The 22,775-nt window shown below is 52.5% G+C and carries 20 protein-coding genes and 1 pseudogene; 5 read left to right on the top strand and 16 right to left on the bottom strand.

Annotated features, from left to right (window positions below; all coding sequences use genetic code 11):
* Positions 1–52: 52 nt before the first annotated feature.
* The 3 genes from ACW9JC_RS18770 to ACW9JC_RS18760 all read right to left on the bottom strand — a co-directional run bounded on the left by ACW9JC_RS18770 (position 53) and on the right by ACW9JC_RS18760 (position 2,101).
* Positions 53–775: a CTP synthase C-terminal region-related (seleno)protein gene (locus ACW9JC_RS18770; protein ID WP_457456726.1), complete on the bottom strand. Its 723-nt coding sequence runs from the start codon at positions 773–775 to the stop codon at positions 53–55.
* Between the two features lie 56 nt (positions 776–831).
* Positions 832–1,365 carry a DUF1003 domain-containing protein gene (locus ACW9JC_RS18765; protein ID WP_457456724.1) on the bottom strand — a complete coding sequence of 178 codons (534 nt, stop codon included), beginning with the start codon at positions 1,363–1,365 and terminating at the stop codon, positions 832–834.
* 124 nt (positions 1,366–1,489) lie between these two features.
* Positions 1,490–2,101, bottom strand: coding sequence for a TetR/AcrR family transcriptional regulator (locus tag ACW9JC_RS18760; protein WP_457456722.1), 612 nt, complete (start codon positions 2,099–2,101; stop codon positions 1,490–1,492).
* Between the two features lie 213 nt (positions 2,102–2,314).
* On the opposite strand from ACW9JC_RS18760, the gene ACW9JC_RS18755 reads away from it, so the two are divergent.
* Entirely contained in the window at positions 2,315–3,373 is a 1,059-nt protein-coding gene (locus ACW9JC_RS18755) for an MBL fold metallo-hydrolase (protein WP_457456720.1), read from the top strand.
* A 47-nt stretch (positions 3,374–3,420) separates the two neighbouring features.
* On the opposite strand, the gene ACW9JC_RS18750 is transcribed toward ACW9JC_RS18755, so the two are convergent.
* From ACW9JC_RS18750 to ACW9JC_RS18705, 10 genes and pseudogenes are all read right to left on the bottom strand, one after another.
* Positions 3,421–3,738 (bottom strand): helix-turn-helix domain-containing protein, encoded by a 318-nt coding sequence (locus ACW9JC_RS18750; RefSeq protein ID WP_416126154.1) that lies wholly within the window; start codon positions 3,736–3,738, stop codon positions 3,421–3,423.
* Between the two features lie 119 nt (positions 3,739–3,857).
* A complete protein-coding gene (locus ACW9JC_RS18745; RefSeq protein WP_457456717.1) occupies positions 3,858–4,829 on the bottom strand; it encodes a hypothetical protein in 972 nt (323 codons plus the stop codon).
* A 352-nt stretch (positions 4,830–5,181) separates the two neighbouring features.
* A complete protein-coding gene (locus ACW9JC_RS18740) occupies positions 5,182–5,412 on the bottom strand; it encodes a DUF7683 domain-containing protein (protein WP_457456715.1) in 231 nt (76 codons plus the stop codon).
* A pseudogene (locus tag ACW9JC_RS18735) lies at positions 5,409–6,059 on the bottom strand (colicin E3/pyocin S6 family cytotoxin); the annotation flags it as partial. The pseudogene ACW9JC_RS18735 and the gene ACW9JC_RS18740, both read right to left, overlap by 4 nt.
* A gap of 260 nt (positions 6,060–6,319) precedes the next feature.
* Positions 6,320–7,501 (bottom strand): colicin E3/pyocin S6 family cytotoxin, encoded by a 1,182-nt coding sequence (locus tag ACW9JC_RS18730; RefSeq protein ID WP_457456713.1) that lies wholly within the window; start codon positions 7,499–7,501, stop codon positions 6,320–6,322.
* 504 nt (positions 7,502–8,005) lie between these two features.
* Positions 8,006–8,758: a DUF6339 family protein gene (locus ACW9JC_RS18725; protein WP_457456711.1), complete on the bottom strand. Its 753-nt coding sequence runs from the start codon at positions 8,756–8,758 to the stop codon at positions 8,006–8,008.
* 4 nt (positions 8,759–8,762) lie between these two features.
* A complete protein-coding gene (locus tag ACW9JC_RS18720) occupies positions 8,763–9,590 on the bottom strand; it encodes a hypothetical protein (protein WP_457456709.1) in 828 nt (275 codons plus the stop codon).
* Positions 9,587–11,488 carry a hypothetical protein gene (locus tag ACW9JC_RS18715; RefSeq protein ID WP_457456707.1) on the bottom strand — a complete coding sequence of 634 codons (1,902 nt, stop codon included), beginning with the start codon at positions 11,486–11,488 and terminating at the stop codon, positions 9,587–9,589. The genes ACW9JC_RS18720 and ACW9JC_RS18715 overlap by 4 nt, the downstream gene beginning before the upstream one ends.
* Positions 11,489–11,527: 39 nt before the next feature.
* Positions 11,528–11,749, bottom strand: coding sequence for a hypothetical protein (locus tag ACW9JC_RS18710; protein ID WP_457456705.1), 222 nt, complete (start codon positions 11,747–11,749; stop codon positions 11,528–11,530).
* 452 nt (positions 11,750–12,201) lie between these two features.
* Complete coding sequence (locus ACW9JC_RS18705) at positions 12,202–12,711, bottom strand: BRO-N domain-containing protein (RefSeq protein WP_457456703.1); 510 nt, start codon at positions 12,709–12,711, stop codon at positions 12,202–12,204.
* 574 nt (positions 12,712–13,285) lie between these two features.
* Between ACW9JC_RS18705 and dcm the strand changes: the two genes are divergently transcribed.
* The 3 genes from dcm (at position 13,286) to ACW9JC_RS18690 (ending at position 16,575) form a co-directional block, all read left to right on the top strand.
* Entirely contained in the window at positions 13,286–14,722 is a 1,437-nt protein-coding gene (dcm, locus tag ACW9JC_RS18700; RefSeq protein ID WP_457456701.1) for a DNA (cytosine-5-)-methyltransferase, read from the top strand.
* Positions 14,723–14,884: 162 nt separating this feature from the next.
* Positions 14,885–15,379: a very short patch repair endonuclease gene (locus ACW9JC_RS18695; protein WP_457456728.1), complete on the top strand. Its 495-nt coding sequence runs from the start codon at positions 14,885–14,887 to the stop codon at positions 15,377–15,379.
* Positions 15,325–16,575 (top strand): type II restriction endonuclease, encoded by a 1,251-nt coding sequence (locus tag ACW9JC_RS18690; protein ID WP_457456699.1) that lies wholly within the window; start codon positions 15,325–15,327, stop codon positions 16,573–16,575. The genes ACW9JC_RS18695 and ACW9JC_RS18690 overlap by 55 nt, the downstream gene beginning before the upstream one ends.
* A gap of 452 nt (positions 16,576–17,027) precedes the next feature.
* Here ACW9JC_RS18690 and ACW9JC_RS18685 read toward each other — a convergent pair whose 3' ends face one another.
* From ACW9JC_RS18685 to ACW9JC_RS18675, 3 genes are all read right to left on the bottom strand, one after another.
* A complete protein-coding gene (locus ACW9JC_RS18685) occupies positions 17,028–17,975 on the bottom strand; it encodes a hypothetical protein (RefSeq protein WP_457456697.1) in 948 nt (315 codons plus the stop codon).
* A gap of 200 nt (positions 17,976–18,175) precedes the next feature.
* On the bottom strand, positions 18,176–19,423 hold the full coding sequence (locus ACW9JC_RS18680; RefSeq protein WP_457456695.1) for a ribonucleotide-diphosphate reductase subunit beta: 1,248 nt from the start codon (positions 19,421–19,423) through the stop codon (positions 18,176–18,178).
* Between the two features lie 540 nt (positions 19,424–19,963).
* Positions 19,964–20,227 carry a DUF2790 domain-containing protein gene (locus ACW9JC_RS18675; RefSeq protein WP_457456693.1) on the bottom strand — a complete coding sequence of 88 codons (264 nt, stop codon included), beginning with the start codon at positions 20,225–20,227 and terminating at the stop codon, positions 19,964–19,966.
* Positions 20,228–20,704: 477 nt separating this feature from the next.
* Here ACW9JC_RS18675 and acs point away from each other — a divergent pair, with 477 nt between their 5' ends.
* Positions 20,705–22,660 (top strand): acetate--CoA ligase, encoded by a 1,956-nt coding sequence (acs, locus tag ACW9JC_RS18670; RefSeq protein WP_338582533.1) that lies wholly within the window; start codon positions 20,705–20,707, stop codon positions 22,658–22,660.
* The last annotated feature ends 115 nt before the right edge of the window (positions 22,661–22,775 follow it).

Below are 22,775 nucleotides of genomic sequence, written 5' to 3'. Positions count from 1 at the left end.
CACTGTAGGAGCGAGCCTGCTCGCGATGACGGCCTGAAGAACACCACATCATTTACCGACTAAACCCATAATTCCGCTGCTCCACGCACGCCTCGACCAGCGCCCGCACCAGCGGCGGCAGGGTGCCCTTGAGCGCCGCGCGTTCCGGTTGGAACAACGTGGCCACGAAGAACGGATGACCGCTGAGTTCAACCGCACGCAAGCCTTGCTCAGCATCATGACCGACGGCGTGAAGTGCGTGCTTCAGCAACGCTTGTTCAAATTCGGGATTCACACCGTAGCGACAGCGATAGCCTTCACGAATCTCAGACGTTTCATACGCCTGGGCGATCAACGAACCTTCAAGCAAATGAATGCTGTCGATCGCCTCCACCAGTGAACACGACAGCGGCGTGAGCAATGCCCGGGTTGCATCGGGGGAGGTCTCGCCATGTTCGGCATCCGACCAGTCGAGCACGTTGCGCGCATATTCCAGCACCGCGTGTTGAAAACCGCCGCAGGTGCCGAGGAAAGGTCGCTGTTGCTCGCGGGCAAAGCGAATCGCCCGCAGCGCGCCGTCCATGCTGCGATAAGGGCTGGCGGGCACACACCAGAAACCGTCGAACTCATCCAGAGACGTTTCAGTTTCGATGCTATCGGTGGCAAGCCATTGCCCCTTTACATCGAGGTCGCAATGTTCGGCAGCCAGGCGCAGGGCAACGGGGATCGATTGGTGGGCGGTGACCTGCGGGTCGTAATCACCGATCAGGGCGATGCGAATGACGCGATTTTCCATGAGTGATCTCTACACTTGTTGAATTCTTGTAATCGCTGAAACTACCGTGAAACCGTTCAGGCCCTTGGTTCATCCTTGCGCACGAAGTGCTGATGCATTTCCGTGGTCAGGTTTTCGATGCGTTCGGTGAGGGCCTTGGTCATTTCCGTGAGGTGGGTGTTTTGCTCGAGCAACGCCAGCAGTTGCGCGGAGTTTTGCGCCGCTTGCGCCTGACGTTCACTGTTGGCTACGGCCAACGCTTCGCGATGCTGCGCATCGGCATCGGACTGGGCTTTGTCCCGAGCGGCTTGTCGAGTCTGGGCCAACAAAATCAACGGCGCGGCATACGCCGATTGCAGGCTGAAGGCCAGGTTGAGCAGGATGAACGGGTACGCATCGAAGTGGGCGAAACCGGACAGGTTGAGGCATACCCAGGCCACCACGATCAGCGTTTGGGCACCGAGAAAGGTAGGCGTACCGAAGAATCGCGCAAACGCTTCGGCGCGCAGGGCAAACTTGTCGTTGCCAAAGGTCGGTGCCAGATGGGCGTGATGGCGATGGAAGCGCAAGTGATCGACAGGGGCGGCGGTTTCGTTGCTCGTGGTAGTCATGATGCTCTCTGCAAGGCGCTGGACTGAGGATCACTATAGCCTCAGCGCAAGTTTCATTCTGAAACACATTGCGTCGTTCAAATCAGAGCTATCAGTCGTTGGTCGCCGCCGTCGACCTTGTCATTTATTGCAACTGATAATTGGCCAAAAACATGTCCAGCGCCGACTCCACCACAGTGTTCTGCATTTCGGCCGTCAAGCCTGGCTGGCCCATGGAAATTTGCGGCCAAAAGGCGAAGGATTTAAGCAAACCCTGAATCTGTTGCGCGGCAAATTCAGGAGCAACCGCTTTCAAACGACCATCGGCCTGGGCGGCGCGAATCCACACGGTCAGGCCTTCTTCACGCTCGCCCATACGGGCAACCATGCTCTGCGCACGTTCGGGAGAATGGATGGCGGCGGCGATGGCCACTCGGGCCAGGTCGAGAAAATTGTCATCGCCCATCATGTCCAGCTTGGCTGACAGAATTCGCTTCATCTGCTCACGCAGCGGCAGGTCAGGGCTGTAGGGCGTCTCCTGTTCTGCCGTCACCCGGTCCCATAACTGGTTGAGGATCTCGGCGAACAATTCTTCCTTGCTGGGAAAATGGTTGTACACCGTGCGCTTCGACACACCAGCGGTGGCGGCGATCTTGTCCATGCTGGTGATCTCGAAACCGTTGGCACGGAACTCGGCAATCGCCGCCTGAATGATGGCTTCGCGTTTACGGTCGGTGAGGCGCTGTGGAGCTGTCATAAATACGCTTCGGCAGGAAAAAAAGGAAATTACACTCAGCAGTTTACTTGTGATCGGCTTTGATGCAACCTTGAAACTACACTGTGCAGTGTAATGTTTTGTTAATCCTGCCCAGTCAAAAATAGAGTGTTCGGCTGATGCGTGCGTGCCTTGGCCATTTATCGTCCCAAGCGGAAAATCGTAAACGTGCGGTTTTTCTGGAGTCATTCAGATATGGCCAATTCAGTTTCCCCGGCGAATAACGCGTCCACGCCTGAAGCCTCGCTGCAGGCACAAGGGCAGTTCCAGAACCACACGCCGATACAGCGTTTAAGCGTTGGCAAAACCCTGCGCATCTTGTGGAACGCGATGTTCCACAAACCGCGCGACACCCGCCCGACAGCACCCGTCCCGGTACAGTCGCTGACCCAAGCGGCGCTGATGGCTGCGCCCAACCACAGCGTTTATCGCCTCGGCCATTCCACGCTGTTGCTCAAACTGCGGGACAAATTCTGGATCACCGACCCGGTCTTTGCCGAACGCGCCTCACCCGTGCAATGGGCCGGCCCGAAACGATTCCACCAACCGCCGATCAGCATCGACGAGTTGCCACCGATTGAAGCGGTCATCCTTTCCCACAACCATTACGACCACCTCGATTACGAGGCCGTGCTCAAACTGGCTGACAAGACCAATGTTTTCCTGACTCCGCTGGGTGTCGGCGACACCCTGATCAAGTGGGGCATCGACGCCAGCAAAGTCCGCCAACTGGACTGGTGGCAAGGCACTGAAGTCGATGGCATCCAGTTCATCGCCACCCCGTCGCAGCACTTCTCCGGCCGCGGCCTGTTCGACGGCAACAGCACCCTTTGGGCCTCATGGGTGATGATCGACGACGCCACCCGAATCTTCTTCAGCGGCGACAGCGGCTACTTCGACGGCTTCAAACGCATCGGCGAACAATACGGCCCATTCGACCTGACCCTGATGGAAACCGGCGCCTACAACGTCGACTGGCCGCACGTGCACATGCAACCCGAAGAAACCCTGCAAGCCCACATCGACCTCAAGGGCCGCTGGCTGCTACCCATCCACAACGGCACCTTCGACCTGTCAACCCACGCCTGGTACGAACCCTTCGACCGCATCCTCGCGTTGGCCTGGGAACGCAGCGTTTCGATTACCACGCCGCAAATGGGCGAAGCGTTCAACCTGATGCATCCGCAACGTGGGGAGGCGTGGTGGTTGGCGGTGGAAGGGGAGAGTGAGCGGGTGACTGTGCAGAGCGCGTGACGCACTTTAACCGGGCCGCTTACTGTTAAGCGGCCCGAGCAAAGCGCTCACTCCACCATCGCAAAATCCGCCCGCCCAACCGGGTTGGGCGTAGACCCTCTCAAGTTCATCCCTCTACCCGGTGCAAACCCCGGGAAAAACACCAACCCTTCCGATTCAAACCGATACGCCAGCGCCAACCGAGTGACATCCAGCACATCCTGCTGCGCTTCGAACCGCTCAATCGCGTCAACAGAAACCGAAGCCTCCCGCGACAACTCTTCCACGCTCCAACCCAGCATCGCTCGGGCCTGGGCGCAGTGGGCCGGGGTGAATTGGAAAAGGGCGATACGTTCCAGGGTGATTTTCATCGCTTGAGAGGCCATGGTGTTCTCCGGCTCGAGAGTGTTGATTCAAAATGTACTGTGTTTTTGTACAGTTGTTTTGAGCCGGGATCAAATGCAATTTTTGATTTGTGTTTTTGGCCAGACGAACGGCATCGAGCTTATTTATCCACCAAGCCCGGCGCCTCCCGCACGATAAAGTGATCCAGATTCTCGATGTTGGCGCTGAACACCCCGAACGTCTGCTCGGGTTTTTTCTTGCTCGGCACCTGCTTCAACTCCGGCGTCACCCCATAAAAAAAGCAATACAACTCACGTCCACTGTCGATGGCGTGCTTGATCTCCTCCAGGAACGCCTTGCGCTTGCGGTAGGTGTCGATCAGCTTCTTGCTCAGGTAAACATTGACCGAATATGGCTTCTTCTCGAACCAGACCTTCTTCTCGAAATCGATGCGAAAGCTCTGCGTGTAATCCTTGATCTCTTTGATCTTGCCCCAGTAAATCAGCCCCTTGTTGTCCTGCAGGTACTCGATCTTTTTGAAGAAGGAAGCATAAGGCGCGGTGTGCTCGGCAATCTTCAACGGCATGCGCTTGAGCAGGTCCTTGTCGTCGAAGTTCGACACGAAGCATTCCACTGGGTGGGCGAAGATGCTGGTTTTGTCCGGTGCCGAATCGCGGCTTGGCTGCTCTACGCGGCTGGTCACCGACGGCGTTAATGGCTCATCCCGCTGAGTGTCTGCACCCACCGCCGGGCTGGAGGGCTTACGCACATACTCACGCCGAGTCAGCAACAACTCCGACGGGAAATGCTCCTCACGGCTGTCATCCGTTTCCGCACCTTCCGCCTCCACACCCGATGCCGGCGACTTCAGGCTGACATAAGGACAGCCCTCGACATGCCGCGTACTCGGCAGATTCTTGAAGTGCGGCGTGCGTACGTAATTCACATTCTTGGCGTTGAACGTGCCCAACTCATTCACTGCGTCGAACGCCAAACGACAGGCATCGTTGGGGCACTGGAAATGCTCTTTCGCGGAATCGAACGCCATGGTCTCGTCGAAATTCAAATCGCGAACGTCATAGATCGACAACTTGTCGTCGAGGCTTAGGCAGTAGGCGAGGTCAAATTTCATGGCAGGCTCGGGTCCGTGAGGGGAAGGGTATTAATAGCGGGAGGCGAGTCGAGTTGCACTCACTGTCTTCAACACACCGCAAATTTCCGGTAACCCACCAAACCTGTAGGAGCGAGCCTGCTCGCGATTCCCATCAACGACACAGTATCCATGTCGAGTACCGACACTGTGGCGAGGGAGCTTGCTCCGTTGGGCTGCGTAGCAGCCCCAAACCAGCAAGCGCGGTACATCAGGCACACCGCGTTGCGCGAATTGGCGACTGCTGCGCAGCCGAACGGGACGGTGCGGTGTTCCGACAAGCTCCCTCGCCACAGGTTTTTTATAGTTGAACAGCGAGTTGGGGCGGCTGCATTCAAGCGTTGCAGCTAAGTTGAAATAAGTATGCCGGGTCATAAATCTTTTTCCCCAACAAGCTCTCCAGAGCTCCAAGCTGCTCATTCGTGAGGTTATATCCCTCCCATCCCTGTTGTTCAGCGGTCCATCCCATGATCCGTTTTATTTCCTGATCATTTCCAGTCGGGAGCTCTTCTTCGAATGCAAGGAGCTCGTTATCTCTGTAAAAGGCTTCGATTACATAAATCATGGTTCCACATTCCTAGTGTTGTCCGCAGGTTTGGTTTGCTTGCCGGTCACCGGATCATATTCTCCGAGATGACGGCCACGTTTGTCGTACATCTCCACAGTGCCGTGCTGCGAGTCCCATTCAAAAATTATCCCTTTTGACGTTTTTCATCGTTTTCGAAGACCACCGCCGTCTTTTACAGGGGTTTTACGATTCGCTCTCGTTGCATCAGGAAAGGCAATAAGCCCACGCGGTGCCGGATAGTATTTGTGGTCAGAAACACTCACCACAACATAAACCGGCCTTACCCCCGACCCCACCGGAAACACAAGAATGAAATCCTTGTACTCAGGCGGATAAACCGGATTCACGATGATGCTGTCAGCCTGTTTCGTCGGCGGATAAACCCAGATGTGCGGCGCCTGCGGAGCGGCTTCCAGTTTGGGGATGCCGAGAATGTCGGAACCGTCTTCAGCCGGGGTCCAAATCAGTTCGATGCCTTCTCCCAGGTCTGCGACGTATTGGCTGTCGCGCAAACCGATCTGCACGACATCAACCATTTCCCAATCACGGTTCTTGCCGGTGTAGTAACCGTAACCCTTGAAGGTGCCGTCGGTTTGTTGGTCAACGCTGAGGCGAACGCGGGTGCGGGCATGATCGAGGGCGCGGCTTGGAGAATTCGCCTTGTAATTTAAAGTTGAGTTTCAATTATCACTACAGGTCAAAAACAGAGTCAGGTTGTGAGGGAGAGATATTGCGCAAATTCTCTCGATTTCGTTGATTTGTTTTTTTGTCAGCTTGTAGTCGTACACGTAATCCTCTTCAGTTTTCCAGTCCATTAATGCAGCTAGCTCACCACTGAGAATTGGGAGTATTTTTTCATATGACGCGAAATCATCCCCATCGCGTACGCCCATTACTGTGTGCTTCAAGGTTCTATTCTCCGTGTCGGATCTGCTGGTTTGGTCTGAGCCCCTGAGTTATGGTCAAACTCACCCAAGTGTTTACCTCGCTTGTTGTATTTCTCCAATGCTCCATGCTGGAAGTCCCATTCATATATCGTACCGGAGCCATCCTTCCAGCGAGGGCGTAAACCGCCACCCTTCATACGTGTTTTGGGTGGTGCCCATTTTGCACTTGGGAATGCGGGTAGTACGCTCGGTTTTGAGTGGTATTTATGAGAAACACTCACCACAATATAAACCGGCCTCACCCCCGACCCCACCGGAAACACAAGAATGAAATCCTTGTACTCAGGCGGATAAACCGGATTCACAATGATGCTGTCAGCCTGCTTCGTCGGCGGGTAAACCCAAATGTGCGGCGCCTGCGGGGCGGCTTCTAGTTTGGGGATGCCGAGAATGTCGGAGCCGTCTTCGGCTGGGGTCCAGATCAGTTCGATGCCGTCGCCGAGATCGGCGACGTATTGGCTGTCTCGCAAAGCGATCTGCACGACATCGACCATTTCCCAATCGCGATTCTTGCCGGTGTAGAAGCCGTAACCCTTGAGGCTGCCGTCGGTTTGTTGTTCAACGCTGAGGCGAACGCGGGTGCGGGCCTGTTTGAGGGCGCGGAGTTGGTCTTCGGTGTAGAGGGCGCTGTCGCCGAGGCTGGGCGTCCAGAAAATCGCGACCAGACCGCCAAGAGCAGCAGAGACAGCAGGCCCGGCGGCACCTAGTGCCGGGACTATAAGTGAGGGAACGCGTAACGCCAGATGGCCGATGCCAAGAGCAACGGTGCTCCCACTGATCGTTTTCAGATTCAGCAAACCGCCATCGTCTGCCTCGCGAGCCCCGAGCCAGGCGATATCGCCGTAGTCCTTCAGGCTATCGGTCGGCACCATTCCCGAGGGATTGGAGTAGTTGATGACGGCATCCGGCAACTTGCAGGATTTGGCGAAGACGCATCCGACTTGAACCGGTTTCTGTTCGACCTCGGCAACCTGGCGCTTGCGCATGTATTCTTCTTGCCTGGCGAGCATGGCCTCGTAGGCGTTTTGCCGAGCTTCGCGCTCAGCCAGTTCGCTGGGCGTCATGAAGCGGTAGGTGACGTGATGGCCGTCACCGGAAGGTGGGTTTCTAACCTTGGGAATGTCTTTGTTGCCAGCCACTGACTGTCCTTGTGCGTTCGTCCATCGGCAACCCTGTAAACGGGCTGCGCGACGTTAGCGAACGGGACGGTGTGTGGCAGTAGGATGGTTCTGGGATGATGTTAGGAATTGTCTTTGTTTCTAGGGAGTGTGGAGAGGATGCTTGTTTCCGCTGGGCTGTGACGCTACCTCAAAAAGCGGAATAAGCGGAACATCTGCGAAATTGCACTCCACTTGAACACCCATTTGCATTCGTTCTGACCACCGATTGCATCGGATTTGACCAGTACGCTTTGTTACCATGATCGGCAGGGAGCGGCCAGAAGCGGACGTACACGATGGTCTGATTTTTTTTAGATTTGGTGTTTACGAAACTAGGGACTATTCAGAATTCCAAAGAAAGGCATAGAGAAATCTAGCCACACAAGGCTTGATTTAATAAAAAATGCGCATAAGAAAGAGGAGCAGATCTATTTTACGCCCTCTTTCTTAAAAATAAGATTTATAGTTCGAAGCTGAGAATCCCTAACCTTCCAAATGCTGCCTAGCCTTTGCGGCGTACGCACTAAGAGCACTATCTGCATCTGAGTCAGGGATAGCCTCAAACAAAACACCACCAGCATCCCTATTCATTTCCTTCATAAATTCGCGAAATGCAGCTTCAGATGAAGTGATCCATGGATTAAACCGCATCGCACGAACTATTGCACGGGCAAGTGGCTGCCGCGACGCAGTATTTGGGCGTTCAACGATGGCCTGACGAATATCGGCAGTTTTGAGTATCAGACGAAGTGCACCCTCCGGGTCATCTGGATCTGCAATCGTCGCAACGTGCATATTCCACCATAACCTGGAAATAGCATTATCATCACGAATACCGGTACGCCCTTTAGCAAAAAAATGGTCTAGGACAACCTTGTCCAAATTTTCACCTTTCGCCGTTTTTACCCAGCGTACACGGCTATATTGCAAGCACTCAACGTGGGTAAGCCTTACCCACACCCGCTCTTCCCTTGCTAGTGCAGGCGTCATATCTGGCATAGATCTGTAAACAATCAAGGAGCTTCTGATATCTGCCTCAGCGGTCCCATCTGTGCCATCTAGGTCCGCCAGCATATCCAAGTTAATTTGGACTTTATCGCTTTCGACTTCCCATCCGTTCTCTCGACTAAGATCGAAAAAATCCCCACTGGCGTACCTATCTCGATTTATCGAAATATTCTCACTTAACTCATTAACCACCACTTGTGACAAATATTTAAGAGGTGTACTAGTCATTTCACTACTCTCCCACCAGCTTATTAAGGCGAGCCACCGGACGTTCTAAAATAGTCTGTGCGGCCTTAAGGATTGACATATTAGGCTCAAGGCGAACGCCCTTTAAATCACACTTCGCAAGAAATGGTTGGTACCAACGCAAACACTCGTAACTCTGATCGTCATTTCGGAGAGCGTCGAGAACCTCCATTATCGCTGGCATATAGATTGAGCTCATCAGAATTTCCGGACCGTCCGTCTTCAGCCTAAGCTGCGCTAATGTCTGGAACATTTCTTCATTGACCAACAGAGCAATTCGGTGGCCCGTAGTATCAACCTCGAACATTCCCTCAGGAATATTTTCCGACTTGACAAGATCGAAGATGCTCTCAATAGGCGCAAGCTTCGCCTGTCCAACACTGATTATCAGCTCCTCGCCAACAGCAATAATGTCACCATTATAGAGAGATACAGGGGGTTCGAACTCATGATGAATAGTTCCCGGATCCCATTCACTCAGATCCGTCTTCAACCAAACAATCGGACGAAGCGAAACTCGGTTCAATAGTAGCCCCGCGGAGAAATCTGTTCTCCCGGTTGACCAGGCCATTTGCCGGAGATCACTGAAGAAAGTGTCGACGCACTTGATAATGCACCCAACCGACGCCTGATTACTTTCAATCAGAGCAATAATTCCCGGCTCAGTAAGAGTTATTGCATGCTCCAAGGTCACGGCCCCAGTGGAACGATTCTCTTTGACTTCTATTTCTACACTAAACTCTCCAATGACAAAGTCGCCGGTATCAAGCCCAAGCACCGGGTGCGGAAATCTAGTATTCTCAGAGATCCTCATTCCGCCACCTCCTCGCTACCTACCTTGTTAGCGTTCACCTCAATTGGGCCATCATAGGGCTCATCAAACTCCACTAAAAGCGTGTTTCGCTCCCCCTCTTTTACATCGAGCAAGATCTTATCGTTCTTGATGGATGCCCCACCTGCCTTTACGGGGTACAAGCTCTCCGGGGTATTTACACCGGTTGCTTGCAAGGCAAGTTCGATGAGTCCCGTGACAGGAGAACTAAAGTACAAAGTTCTCGCTTTGGCTGTACCCTGGCTATCCAGGATTATGCGGTTCCTTATATCTGACAAATCGACAGAGGTTCGTTTATCCGAGGTTCCCGCATCTCCGGCCCCTCTGGCTCCCGGCCGATTACTACTCCCGCCACCGGGTTTGTCGCTATTCCGGCCCTTGTGCCCTCCGGTCTGTCCACCCTCATTGCCATTTCTACCGGAGCCCCCTGACTTTCTTACCGGTACACGCGCTGCAGAATATGTGTACGTTTCAGGATCACTCTCGCCCGTTGGATCAGGCGCCGAATCAGATTTACCCCTGTAGGCGAAATATTTCCCTAACTCGTCCAGCGCCAGTGAGTCCTCCGCCGGTGCACTCGTAAACGCCTTAATCATCTCGCGCAACTTATTACCCAAGCTTCGCATTGCTTTTTCAGCGACGCGGCGCCCTGTCGGGTCGGATATACGCTCGGCAGAAAAAGCATTGTGCGCAGGGTTCTCCAGCTTTTTCAGGACTTTGCCGGCTGCATCATCACAGGGTTGTACCAACGCGATGAAGTCTGCGCCATTGAACCTCGTAAAAGAATGGCCAAAGTTTTTCAGGTTGTCGGTGATAAGCATGCCGTTTCGCACGAATCCAACTCGTCGCGGCGTGCCGACCTCGGCCAGAATGCGGACTTTTATCTTTCCCAGACCGGGGATATCAATTATCTCTTCTGTCGCTGCCTCGGAAACCAAGCATCGGTGCAACTGGCACGCAAACTCGAGTTCAGAGGAATGGCCCGACTTCTCAGCGGTTTCCTCAATGTCCTGACGGGACATTAACCCCTCAAGCGTATTACTGTTGATTTTGATTCTTCCCGAATCCACCTCGAATTCCATATCTTCATTCTGAATGGCTACAAAAAAATTGGACACAAGCGAGTATGTCATTCGCTCCGCCCAGCCTTCCGACTGACGAAATCCGACACAGAATATTGAGGTTCCGATTTCCGAACGCCTCATCCATTCGGGAACCACTGACTCGGTAGTAATTGCACGGAAGCCATCCGGGAAGCCCCAGTATCCCGTCGACCGACGATGTACTCCGTTCTCATCCTCATGAGATACCAGCTTCACTTTACCTTGAGCGGCGAAACCCTGTTCACCCGACTCCCCGACATAGACTGTCGAATACATCACTGTCTGCAGGTCAGAAACTGCAAAATTTGCGTTCTTCCCGATTCCGTAAGATCCACCCGAGGTTTCGCTATCCTTCTTGCTGACGCCAGATGACTTCAGCAAAGAATGAAACACAGTTCCGCTCTTCTCCGGAGGACCTACCAGCCCCTTGGTATTGAAGTCCGAGATTCTGAGAATCGGCAATGTCGCTTTGGAAATCACTGCACATGCGTTTTTGAAGAATTCCTTCTCCTTCTCCGCGTGAGCCTGGCTGCGGCAACAATCCAACGCTCCCGCAAGCGATTCATAGAAGGGGAGTTCTTCGCGTTCTCCAAGGATCAGGTCGAACGTCATGCGGACTGGCAAGCCATTGTTAAGGCCTGCATCTCGGGAGTTTTGGCCTGCTTCCCTCGCGCAGCTTGCGTATGGATCATCGCGGAAGGTTTCGATGCCAGCATCGGAAAGACCCTCTTCCTCCCCGGCTTCGTTCTTAAGGAATTCAAGTTCTGGAGCGGTCATTTTTGGGATACCCCGAAGGATTGTGAGGTGCGAGGCGACTTACAGCTTGAAGTCACCACCTGATGCGTTCTCTGCATCGCTGAAGCGGGACTTTGCCTGGTCCAGCTCCTTCTGTAGCGCCCTGAATATTTTCTTCACGTCGTCATCGGTGAAACTGTAAGCGCTACGATTGGAAAGGTTTCCAATCAATCGGATATCGTTGAGCGCACGGTTTACGCGCTGCTCGGCAAGCCGCACAAATTTTTCGCGTTTTTTTTCCATACGTTCCTCAGAAATTCCAAGAAAGAACACAAATATCTAAGAGATATTTCTGAAATATTGTGGATATGTTCTGAGAGTAGTAAAGATATTCTGCAAAGGCAAGGTGCCACCATTCGCATCCAGAATGCCTGATGGCAAAAGACGGCGAGGACGGGATCATGGCGCCGCGAGCGATACGAGCCGCAGTGGGTACTGAATCACCCCTTGTTTCATAGACACCCTCCAACAACGGATCTAAGCGGCAGATATGGGGCGTTCTCTGCCGATCATGTCCGCGAAACGTGCTCAAACCCGATGCAAATGACTGGTCAGACCGTATGCAAATGGGTGGGTAAGTCTGTGCAATTACCCAACATCCGCCAAACCGACGCTTGCGAGTAGACGGTTTGTACTCAGAAAGAAAAAATCCGCTGCCAGTTTTTCAGGCAGCGGATTTTTGTAAAGCCAAGCAATCAGTATCCACGCATTACTCGTGATGCCTTCCGCCACCAGGATTCATGTCGATTGAAATGATCATCGGCCAGCACGCACGGCATATCCCGCAGCCGAATCCAAGGTTCATCTTGCCAATGCAGCATACAGAGCGACATCTTCGGCCAATCGAGCACACTCAACGTCGGACGCTCCACCATGCGTGATGGCAGCGCATCTCGCAGCGCAGGCACCACCTGATGAGTCAGCCACTCCCGCAGCAATCGATTCTCAGGGCAGTAGTGATAAATCAACAACGCATACGCACCTGACTCGCTCACCATCAAACGTTCTTTGGCGGTGCCGTAGACCTCGACGAGCATCATCTGCCTCTGATCTGCATCCAGCTTGCGCGTCATGCGTTCATCAAGGTGTTTACCCATCAGTCGTCCTAGATCATGCGCGCAGAACCAAGCCTGGTTCTCTATAAGAAGGGCATGTAAATGGACATTGTGACGGGTGAAAATGGCGGGTTTGAGTGATTCAGGCATGGCGTGCCTCCTGAAGCGGAAGCGCGTGGTTGGATCTTTGGGCAGGGCGATTCACCTTCATCGTGAAGGTTTGATAGTCAGGCATTTCCTTTACCTCTGGCTGCTTTCTTAGGGCATTCGTTAAGGGTGTCGGGAGCTAAGAAACCCACCAGAGACGGGCCGGACATATTCCCCTTTCGGGTCTTGTATTCGCCCACTCCCGACATAACGGGAATTTTTCGCAGACGTAGAGAAACCGCAGACGAAAAAAAGCCGCATGACTGTCGGGTGCGGAGGGCCGCTCTGGTTTGTAGAGTCTCTTAGGCTCAAAGTCGAGGGTAGGTGGATCAGGGTCAACCGTCAACCAGCTACTTTTCCTGTCCTCCAAGAAACAAAACGAAATCTGGACAACGGTAGAGAGTAAATTATGCTGTGTTTATATCCAGTGCTTGGTCGCCGTTAATTTCGTCTCTGGCCCGAATCCGTGTTGGTAAGCCTGATGTCACGGTTCCCAAGAAACTTCATTTACTTTGAGGCTTACTGGGCTAGAATGGTGACCATTCGTCACAGCTTTGACCCAGAGGAATTCGGGCTCATGAATCTTGTTGAAACACTATCTTTTGAATCCTTGAGCGAAACGAGTTTGGGTTCCCATGAACCAGACACTCATCCTGTGACTGATCTTGCGCTGTTGCACAAGCTGCTGGAGATCTACGATCAAGGGCAGCTCGCCGAGATTCTTAACGATGTCAGCCCAACCCAATGGTGCCGTGAAACCATTAATCGTTGGGTCAAAGGCAAGGCCTCGCCGAAGCTTTCCCACATTGAATTCACCCGACTGGAAGCTCTGTTACCCAAGCGTTTGAACCACAAACCGTCCTTCACCTTCATCGATCTTTTCGCCGGTATCGGTGGGATCAGAAAAGGTTTTGAAGCCATAGGGGGAGAGTGTCTATTCACATCCGAATGGAACAAGTACGCCGTTAAAACCTATAAGGCGAACCATTTCTGCGATCCATCTCGTCACCGCTTCAATTTGGATATCCGCTCGGTCACGCTTTCAGACAAGCCCGAAGTCAGCGATGCAGATGCCTACGAGAACATAAAACGCGAAATTCCTGATCACGATGTCCTTTTGGCAGGTTTTCCGTGTCAGCCATTTTCCTTGGCAGGCGTATCCAAGAAAAACTCCTTGGGGCGCAAACACGGTTTCGAATGCGAGACCCAAGGCACTCTGTTTTTCGACGTTGCACGGATTATCGCCGCGAAACGGCCAGCCGCATTCTTGCTTGAAAACGTGAAGAATCTGAAAAGCCACGATAAAGGGAATACGTTCCGGATCATTTGCGAAGCGCTGGATGAGTTGGGCTATGAGGTTGCAGATGTAAATGCGCCGAAGGGCTCAGACCCTAAAGTCATTGATGCCAGGCACTTCGTGCCGCAACATCGTGAGCGAATCGTGCTGGTAGGATTTCGTCGGGACCTGAATGTTCACCAAGGTTTTACGCTGCGTGACATCAGCAAATTGATACCCAAGCAGCGACCTAGTTTTGGTGATCTGCTGGATAAACAAGTGGATGATAAATACATCCTTACGCCGAAGCTTTGGGACTATCTCTATCGCTATGCCGAAAAGCATCGTGAGAAGGGCAACGGCTTTGGCTTTGGCCTGACGCGTCCAAACGATGTCGCTCGCACGCTCTCGGCGAGATATCACAAGGATGGTTCGGAAATTCTGGTTGATCGTGGGTTTGTGGATAGCCTAGATTTCAACAGTGAGTTGAATCAGCTCAATCGTCCGCGCCGACTCACTCCGCATGAGTGCTCACGTTTGATGGGGTTCGACAAACCGGGAGAAAGCAATTTCGTGATCCCTGTATCCGATACCCAGGCGTATCGTCAGTTTGGAAACTCAGTAGCCGTCCCTGTTTTTGAGGCCGTGGCTAGATTGATGAAGGACAGGATTTTGGCTGCGAAAGAAAAAACTTTGGATGAAGAGAGGCCGCAGTTGGAGTTTGCCCTTCCTGAATGAGGTATGCATGTCAGCACGAAACCTAGTGCGCTAGTGCTTTATTGCGTCGGCACCATTTCTGAATGCATCAGATAGCTCAATCGAACCTTGAGTATACGTACCCCTAAGGTATACAAAGGAATTGAGCTATCGATTGTATTGAGGTGAGTCTTGGTCGATGTCGTGGATGCCGCAACCCGCTCTCGAATGATGTCTGGCATTCAGGGTAAAAATACCAAGCCTGAGATTTCAATCCGCAGAGCTTTGCATGCGCGAGGATTTCGCTTCCGTTTGCATGTTAAGGAACTCCCAGGTAAACCTGATCTGGTTTTACCAAAGTACAATGCTGTGGTGTTTGTGCACGGTTGTTTTTGGCATGGACACACCTGTCGATATTTTAAAACTCCCCAGACACGATCTGCATTTTGGTTAGAGAAAATTGGAAAAAATCAGACTAGAGACCTAACCCATGAGACTTCTCTATTAGGCCAAGGGTGGAGAGTACTTGTCGTTTGGGAATGCGCAGTGAGGTTAATGAAGCGAGAGAAATCCTTTTTCCTGATTGACCTCATAGCGGATTGGCTGATAAATGGTAATGAATATTTACAGATAGATGAAAAAATATGTTCACCGACCGTATCAGTGATTACTTCGAAGGTGTCGCCGCCAAGTACTTGAGCGCAGTGGACGCAGATCCAGGCCGTTCTCACCAGCATGAAATTGGTGGCCTTCCCGCCGCAGGGTTCAAGCAGTATCTAGGTACACCCGGGAAGAGTGAGGAGTATCGATTCACCGCCAAGCAAATTTATTTTACAGATGAGTCCGTTGCCCCCGATATCAGTGAGGGGCTGGTCACCTGGTACGACTGTCGACGGAAGCAACCCCATCGAAGTGCTGAATTTCGTCTCTATTACAATACGAATGCAGTAACCGAGTTACTTGAGGAAGGAGATTTTCTTCTCGTCGCCAAGATGCGTGATGGTACCTTGCTGATGATATTCACACCGGCAGGTAGCTCGATTGAAAGCCAATTACGGCTTCTATTTGGTCTGGATCATGTAGGCGAAAGCTTCACCTCCGGGACACTGGACGCTGTGCAGTTGCTTCTACCATTGCGGCTGATGCTGGAAGATCTGGGAATTGAAATAAGTCGAGTTGAAAAGGGAGATGATGCTTGGCTTGAGCAGCTTGTTCATTTGTTTGGCGGAAAGTCGTTTCCTACTACATCCGTATTCTCTTCTTATGCACGAAAGTCCATTGAGGAGATGGTTGATCCGCTTGGTTGTCCCGATCAAACCATCCTTGATTGGATGGAGCATGAAGAAAAGCTCTTTCGAATTTATGAGCGACATTTAGTTCAGCAGCAACTTCGCAAGGGGTTTGGCGATAAGGGTGATGATGTAGATGAATTCATTAGTTTTTCTTTGAGCGTGCAAAATCGTCGGAAATCTAGGGTGGGTCATGCATTTGAAGGCCATTTGGATGAAATCTTCCGACTACACGGTTTGCGCTTTCAACAGGGCCGAGGTAAAGGTTTAACAACTGAAAACAACTCTCGACCTGATTTCATGTTTCCGGGCTTTGCTGAGTACCGTGACACTGAGTTTCCTGTAGAGAAGCTATTTATGCTCGGGGCAAAAACAACGTGTAAAGATCGTTGGCGGCAGGTTCTGAGTGAGGCTCACAGAATTACCGAAAAGCACTTGATTACGATGGAAGCTGCTATTAGTGAAAGTCAAACCATGGAAATGCAATCTCATGGCTTACAACTTGTAGTGCCAGAGAGGATTCAATCAACATATGCAAGAGCGCAAAGAGAATGGTTGATAGGGCTAGGTGAGTTTGTAGAGTCTGTGAAACAGACTTTTGTATGAGGTGTTCTGGTTTTTTGCGAGCTGTAACATGCGTATAGTCTTGTATTGTAAAATGTGTTCGTTTGGTGGGGGCTTAAGACGTATTTTTACGTGATTTTTGTGTTTCTGGCGTTTGAGTTTAGTTATTTGGAAGTTATTATTTGTATTTTTTGAAGTAAGATGCGGTCTCGTGTTGGGTGAGATACTTATTTTGTTAGAAGTGTTTCTGTAGATTTTTTATTTGTGAGTAATCCGTCAGCCAATACTTAAAGCCGCAAATTGGCGTCTGATGCTGCGCTTATGAACTAAATCTGAAACCGGCGCCTCATGAAATAATCAAATGACAAAATTAATAATGTGTCCCTTTCCCCGAAGTCTGTAAACTCCCGATAAACCATCGGTGGCCTTGCTACCTTGGTCGAGCTGGATCACTCTGTTGTTTGGCTTTAGGGGATTTTAGAGGCAAATATCGATTACTCGCGTGGCTCAATGTACGGAATCTCCCCTTTTATTTTGAAAGCAGTCATGTCCTGAGTGAACTCGCTCTCAAGAATCCGGCATACACGTCCAGTGCTTGTGTGAGCGACTTTTCTGGCTTCAGTGGTAAGTGCAGAATATGTACTCAGGGGCATGTAAATCGCTTGAGCTTGCGCTGAAGTAACGAGTAGCTCAACACGTTTTCGACTGAACTCTGTAGGGTCATTGAAAAAGCCAACGCCAACTTTAGGGTTTTGTATATCTGTAAGGCCTCTCAATAAGCGCTCGCGGGCTGCATAACTTTTTGCTTCTATATTGAGGATCTTGTTGCCATCTTTTCCAGTTCCGACGTGATAAATTTTAATATCGCCTTCGGATTGTTTTCCTGTTTCACTAAAGGTTCTGTTTTCCTGAGTATCAGAAAACCCTGAGTTTCTAAGGGCTCGAACAAGTAAAGATTGATTGAGTGTGCCTGCGATAGATACGGTGGCATTGTCAAGTTGTGTTAGATATTCTTTGTATGGGGTTAGTAGTTGGCTATTGAGTTTTTGAAAGGATGTGAGAACTTGGTCTGTCACCTTGTCGAAATCGTCACCAAGTGAGCTTTCACAAAATTTCTTTATGAAGGATTCAATCAGCTTGTCGACCAAATTTTTTGCGATCATGTTTGCTTGGACGAGCGTTTCGCCTGCGACAGGTGTACCAAGTTCTTTTTCAGTGGCGTTTAAGATTGTTTCTGTGTGCGGAAAAATGTTGGCAACTAATCCTACGAAACGAAAATCTTGATCCATTGCATCTTTTATTTTTCCTTTTGTAGTCGTCTCAGAGGTTTTAGGGAAAAGTGCATATATTTCGGATGGATCAATGAGTTCAGTAAGACCTGCCTTTAGGCGATGGTTGATATGTGCCGAAATAGTATCAATGTCTTTTGCCCTTTTTGACATACGTATAAAATCTTCTGTTGAAAAAGTAGCGATAGTAGGCTGTTCGCCTGCGTTATTGTGCGGGATCTTACCCTAAAAAATTGGGGGGGATGGTGACTAAAAACTGCCTTTCTATTGGATTTAAGGCTAGTCGGCTGTATTCGAGTGATAAAAAAACCGCCTTTCGGCGGTCTTTTTAAGAGTGTTTGGTTCAGCGGATATCAATCCCAGCTCAGCGCCCCACCAGTCTGATACTCAATAACCCGCGTCTCAAAGAAATTCTTCTCTTTCTTCAAGTCCATGATCTCGCTCATCCAAGGGAATGGGTTAGTCGTCCCTGGGTACTCTTCCTTCAACCCAATCTGCGACAAGCGACGGTTAGCGATGAACTTCAGGTAGTCCTCCATCATCGCCGCGTTCATGCCCAACACGCCGCGAGGCATGGTGTCGCGAGCGTATTCGATTTCCAGCTGAGTGCCTTGCAGGATCATCTGCGAAGCTTCTTCCTTCATTTCGGCATCCCACAGGTGTGGGTTTTCGATTTTGATCTGGTTGATCACGTCGATGCCGAAGTTCAGGTGCATGGATTCGTCGCGCAGGATGTACTGGAACTGCTCGGCGACGCCGGTCATTTTGTTGCGGCGGCCCATGGAGAGGATCTGGGTGAAGCCGCAGTAGAAGAAGATGCCTTCCAGAACGCAGTAGTAGGCGATCAGGTTGCGCAGCAACTCTTTGTCGGTTTCGACGGTGCCGGTTTCGAACTTCGGATCGGAGATCGAGCGGGTGTATTTCAGGCCCCAGGTGGCTTTTTTCGCGACCGATGGGATCTCGTGGTACATGTTGAAGATTTCGCCTTCATCCATGGCCAGCGATTCGATGCAGTACTGGTAGGCGTGGGTGTGGATCGCCTCTTCGAACGCCTGGCGCAGGATGTACTGGCGGCATTCCGGGTTGGTGATCAGGCGGTACACGGCCAGGACCAGGTTGTTGGCAACCAGGGAGTCGGCGGTGGAGAAGAAGCCGAGGTTGCGCATCACGATGCGGCGCTCGTCGTCGGTCAGGCCTTCCGGGTTTTTCCAGAGGGCGATGTCGGCGGTCATGTTGACTTCTTGCGGCATCCAGTGGTTTGCGCAGCCGTCCAGGTACTTCTGCCAGGCCCAGTCGTACTTGAATGGGACGAGTTGGTTGAGGTCGGCGCGGCAGTTGATCATGCGCTTTTCGTCAACGGCGACACGGGCGGAGGCGCCTTCGAGTTCGGCGAGGCCTTCGGCGACGTCAAGCGAATCCAGGGCAGCTTTGGCGCGGGCAACGGCGGCGGAGTCAGCGGCGGTCACGGCGCGGGCTTCCAGGGCGGCGGCACCGCCGGCGCAGTCGAGACGGTCCATATTGGCTTCGGTGGCGTGGCCAGCGTTAGTGCCCTTGACTGCTACTTCCGTGTCTTCTTTGTCGAATTCGTCCCAGCTCAGCATGACGTGTCGTCTCCTGCGTGAGGGCCAGATTGCCCGTGTGAAAATTGGTCTGTTGGTTTTTCACACGGTCGTACTGACCGCGTTGGATATCGTTTTTTTGCGGTGCTACGCAGGCAAATAAACATAAATTTTTACGGGGTTCCGAGAGCCTCTGATGGGCGCAATCAGCATCGAATGCCGTTGCGGGGCTTCAGACTGGCTATTCATCCCTGTAAGGGGATATTGCAGGCCCGTTTAAGGCCGCATTATAGGGAAATTTTTACGGACGTGGTGGGGCGAATCCGCGCATGGAGCGGACGAGAGGGCGGGTTTTTCGGTCGGAGCGAGGGTTTACAGGGCTTTGGCGGGTGAAGATTTTTTTTCGTAATTTTTGCTCGAATTCACTTTTGCTCAAAAAACAATCAAAAAATGGCTTTTTTCACTACATCTTGTGTTTCCGAACGCTTTTCGACGACTGCAAACACAACTGAGCCCGACCGAAGCCGGGCTGGAATCGACCCTCAGCAAGCGCTGAATTGATCCGATTCGGTGCAGTCTAAATCAGCCGCTGGAGCAGCCGTTGCCCATCACGCTGTAACGCAGAATATGCCGCTGACCTTTTGAGTCGTCGTATTCCATCTTCATCGGGACAACTTCACACACATTGGGCGCTTCGCTCATGGAGATAACTTTGGCGATGTCCAGGTGCATCGAGTAAGTGTATTCCTCGATAGGGGGTTGTTGCTGCGCGACATCAGTCTGAACCTCGTCTGCCATGGCGGTTGCGCACAGACTGCTGAGGGCCAGTACCAATAAAGCTTTCATTTAAGTTTTACCTTTCTTGAGGCGAGAGGGGGCACGCAATCTTTTTGGGATTGCGTGTGGAGCTTGAGTACTTGCTTGTTTGATTAACTGCCTTCGTGGGGGCTGTAACTTGGTTAATCAGAATTTGCCTGGTTGGCGGGGCAGATTTTAGGCGCGGGCGCTTCGTCCATATAGCCGTGGTTTTGATAAACACCTTTGACAGATCCTGTAACAATCCCCGTAGGAGCTGCCGGAGGCTGCGATCTTTTGATTTTCAAGGAGCAAGATCAAAAGATCGCAGCCTTCGGCAGCTCCTACAGGGATTTGCGTTTACCTGGTGCGTTTGGGGGATGGCCGCAAATGCCCGGTCTGGCAGGTTGCGCAGCTAATCACGACAGTTTGTAGGGGCTTGTTACTACCATCGTCGAATGGTTCTATAGCCGCGGCCCCGCTAAAACGGGGTCATACAAAAACAACTATTCCACCGAGGTAAGAAAGATGAGTGCGGCTTCCCTGTATCCCGTTCGTCCCGAGGTTCTGGCCAATACGCTGACCGACGAGGCGACCTACAAGGCCATGTACCAGCAGTCCGTCGTCAACCCGGATGGCTTCTGGCGCGAGCAAGCCAAGCGCCTCGACTGGATCAAGCCTTTCACCACGGTGAAGCAGACTTCCTTCGACGATCACCATGTCGACATCAAATGGTTCGCCGACGGCACCCTGAACGTTTCCTACAACTGCCTCGACCGTCATCTGGCCGAGCGCGGCGATCAAGTTGCAATCATCTGGGAAGGCGATGACCCTTCCGAGAGCCGCAACATCACTTACCGCGAACTGCACGAACAAGTGTGCAAATTCGCCAACGCCCTGCGCGGCCAGGATGTACACCGCGGCGACGTGGTGACTATCTATATGCCGATGATCCCCGAAGCCGTGGTCGCCATGCTGGCCTGTACCCGGATCGGCGCGATTCACTCGGTGGTGTTCGGTGGTTTCTCGCCGGAAGCCCTGGCCGGTCGCATCATCGACTGCAAATCCAAAGTGGTGATCACTGCTGATGAAGGCATCCGTGCCGGCAAGAAGATCCCGCTCAAGGCCAACGTCGACGACGCACTGACCAACCCGGAAACCAGCAGCATTCAGAAAGTCATCGTGTGCCAGCGCACCGGTGGCGACATCAAGTGGAACCAGCATCGCGACATCTGGTACGAAGACCTGATGAAAGTGGCGGGCACCGTTTGTGCGCCGAAAGAGATGGGCGCCGAAGAAGCGCTGTTCATCCTTTACACCTCCGGTTCCACCGGCAAGCCGAAGGGCGTGCAGCACACCACTGGCGGCTATCTGTTGTACGCGGCCATGACTCACGAGCGCGTGTTCGACTACCGCCCGGGCGAAGTCTATTGGTGCACCGCCGACGTCGGCTGGGTCACCGGTCACAGCTACATTGTCTATGGCCCACTGGCCAACGGCGCGACCACGCTGCTGTTCGAAGGCGTGCCGAACTATCCGGACATCACCCGGGTGGCGAAGATCGTCGACAAGCACAAGGTCAACATCCTCTACACCGCTCCAACCGCGATCCGCGCGATGATGGCGCAGGGCACTGCCGCTGTTGAAGGCGCTGATGGCAGCAGCCTGCGTCTGTTGGGTTCGGTGGGTGAGCCGATCAACCCGGAAGCCTGGGACTGGTACTACAAGAATGTCGGCAAGTCCCGTTGCCCGATCGTCGATACCTGGTGGCAGACCGAAACTGGCGGCAACATGATGAGCCCGCTGCCGGGCGCTCATGCCCTCAAGCCGGGTTCTGCGGCACGTCCATTCTTCGGCGTGGTGCCGGCCCTGGTGGATAACCTGGGCAACATCATCGAAGGCGAGGCCGAGGGCAACCTGGTGATTCTCGATTCGTGGCCAGGCCAGGCACGTACGCTGTACGGCGATCACGACCGTTTCGTCGACACCTACTTCAAGACTTTCCGTGGCATGTACTTCACCGGTGATGGCGCGCGTCGCGATGCCGATGGTTACTACTGGATCACCGGTCGCGTGGACGACGTGCTCAACGTCTCCGGCCATCGCATGGGTACTGCGGAGATCGAAAGCGCGATGGTTGCGCACCCGAAAGTCGCGGAAGCCGCAGTGGTTGGCGTGCCGCACGACATCAAGGGGCAGGGCATTTATGTCTACGTCACCCTGATCAACGGCGAAGAGCCGAACGAGCAACTGCGCCTGGAACTGAAAAACTGGGTGCGTAAAGAGATCGGTCCGATTGCTTCGCCGGATGTCATCCAGTGGGCGCCGGGCCTGCCGAAAACCCGTTCGGGCAAGATCATGCGCCGGATTCTGCGCAAGATTGCGACGGCTGAATACGATGGGTTGGGTGACATTTCCACCCTGGCCGATCCGGGTGTGGTGCAGCATTTGATTGATACGCACAAGACGATGAATGTTGCGTAAGCGCTGATTCTGAGTCGCTGAAAGCCCCGTCAGGTGTGAGCCTGGCGGGGCTTTTTTGTTTTTGAAGAGCAAAAGATCGCAGCCTGCGGCAGCTCCTACAGTGGAACGCGATTCC

It is taken from the genome of Pseudomonas sp. SDO5591_S426 (assembly GCF_054070755.1).
This window is presented reverse-complemented; position numbering and strand designations above follow the sequence as displayed.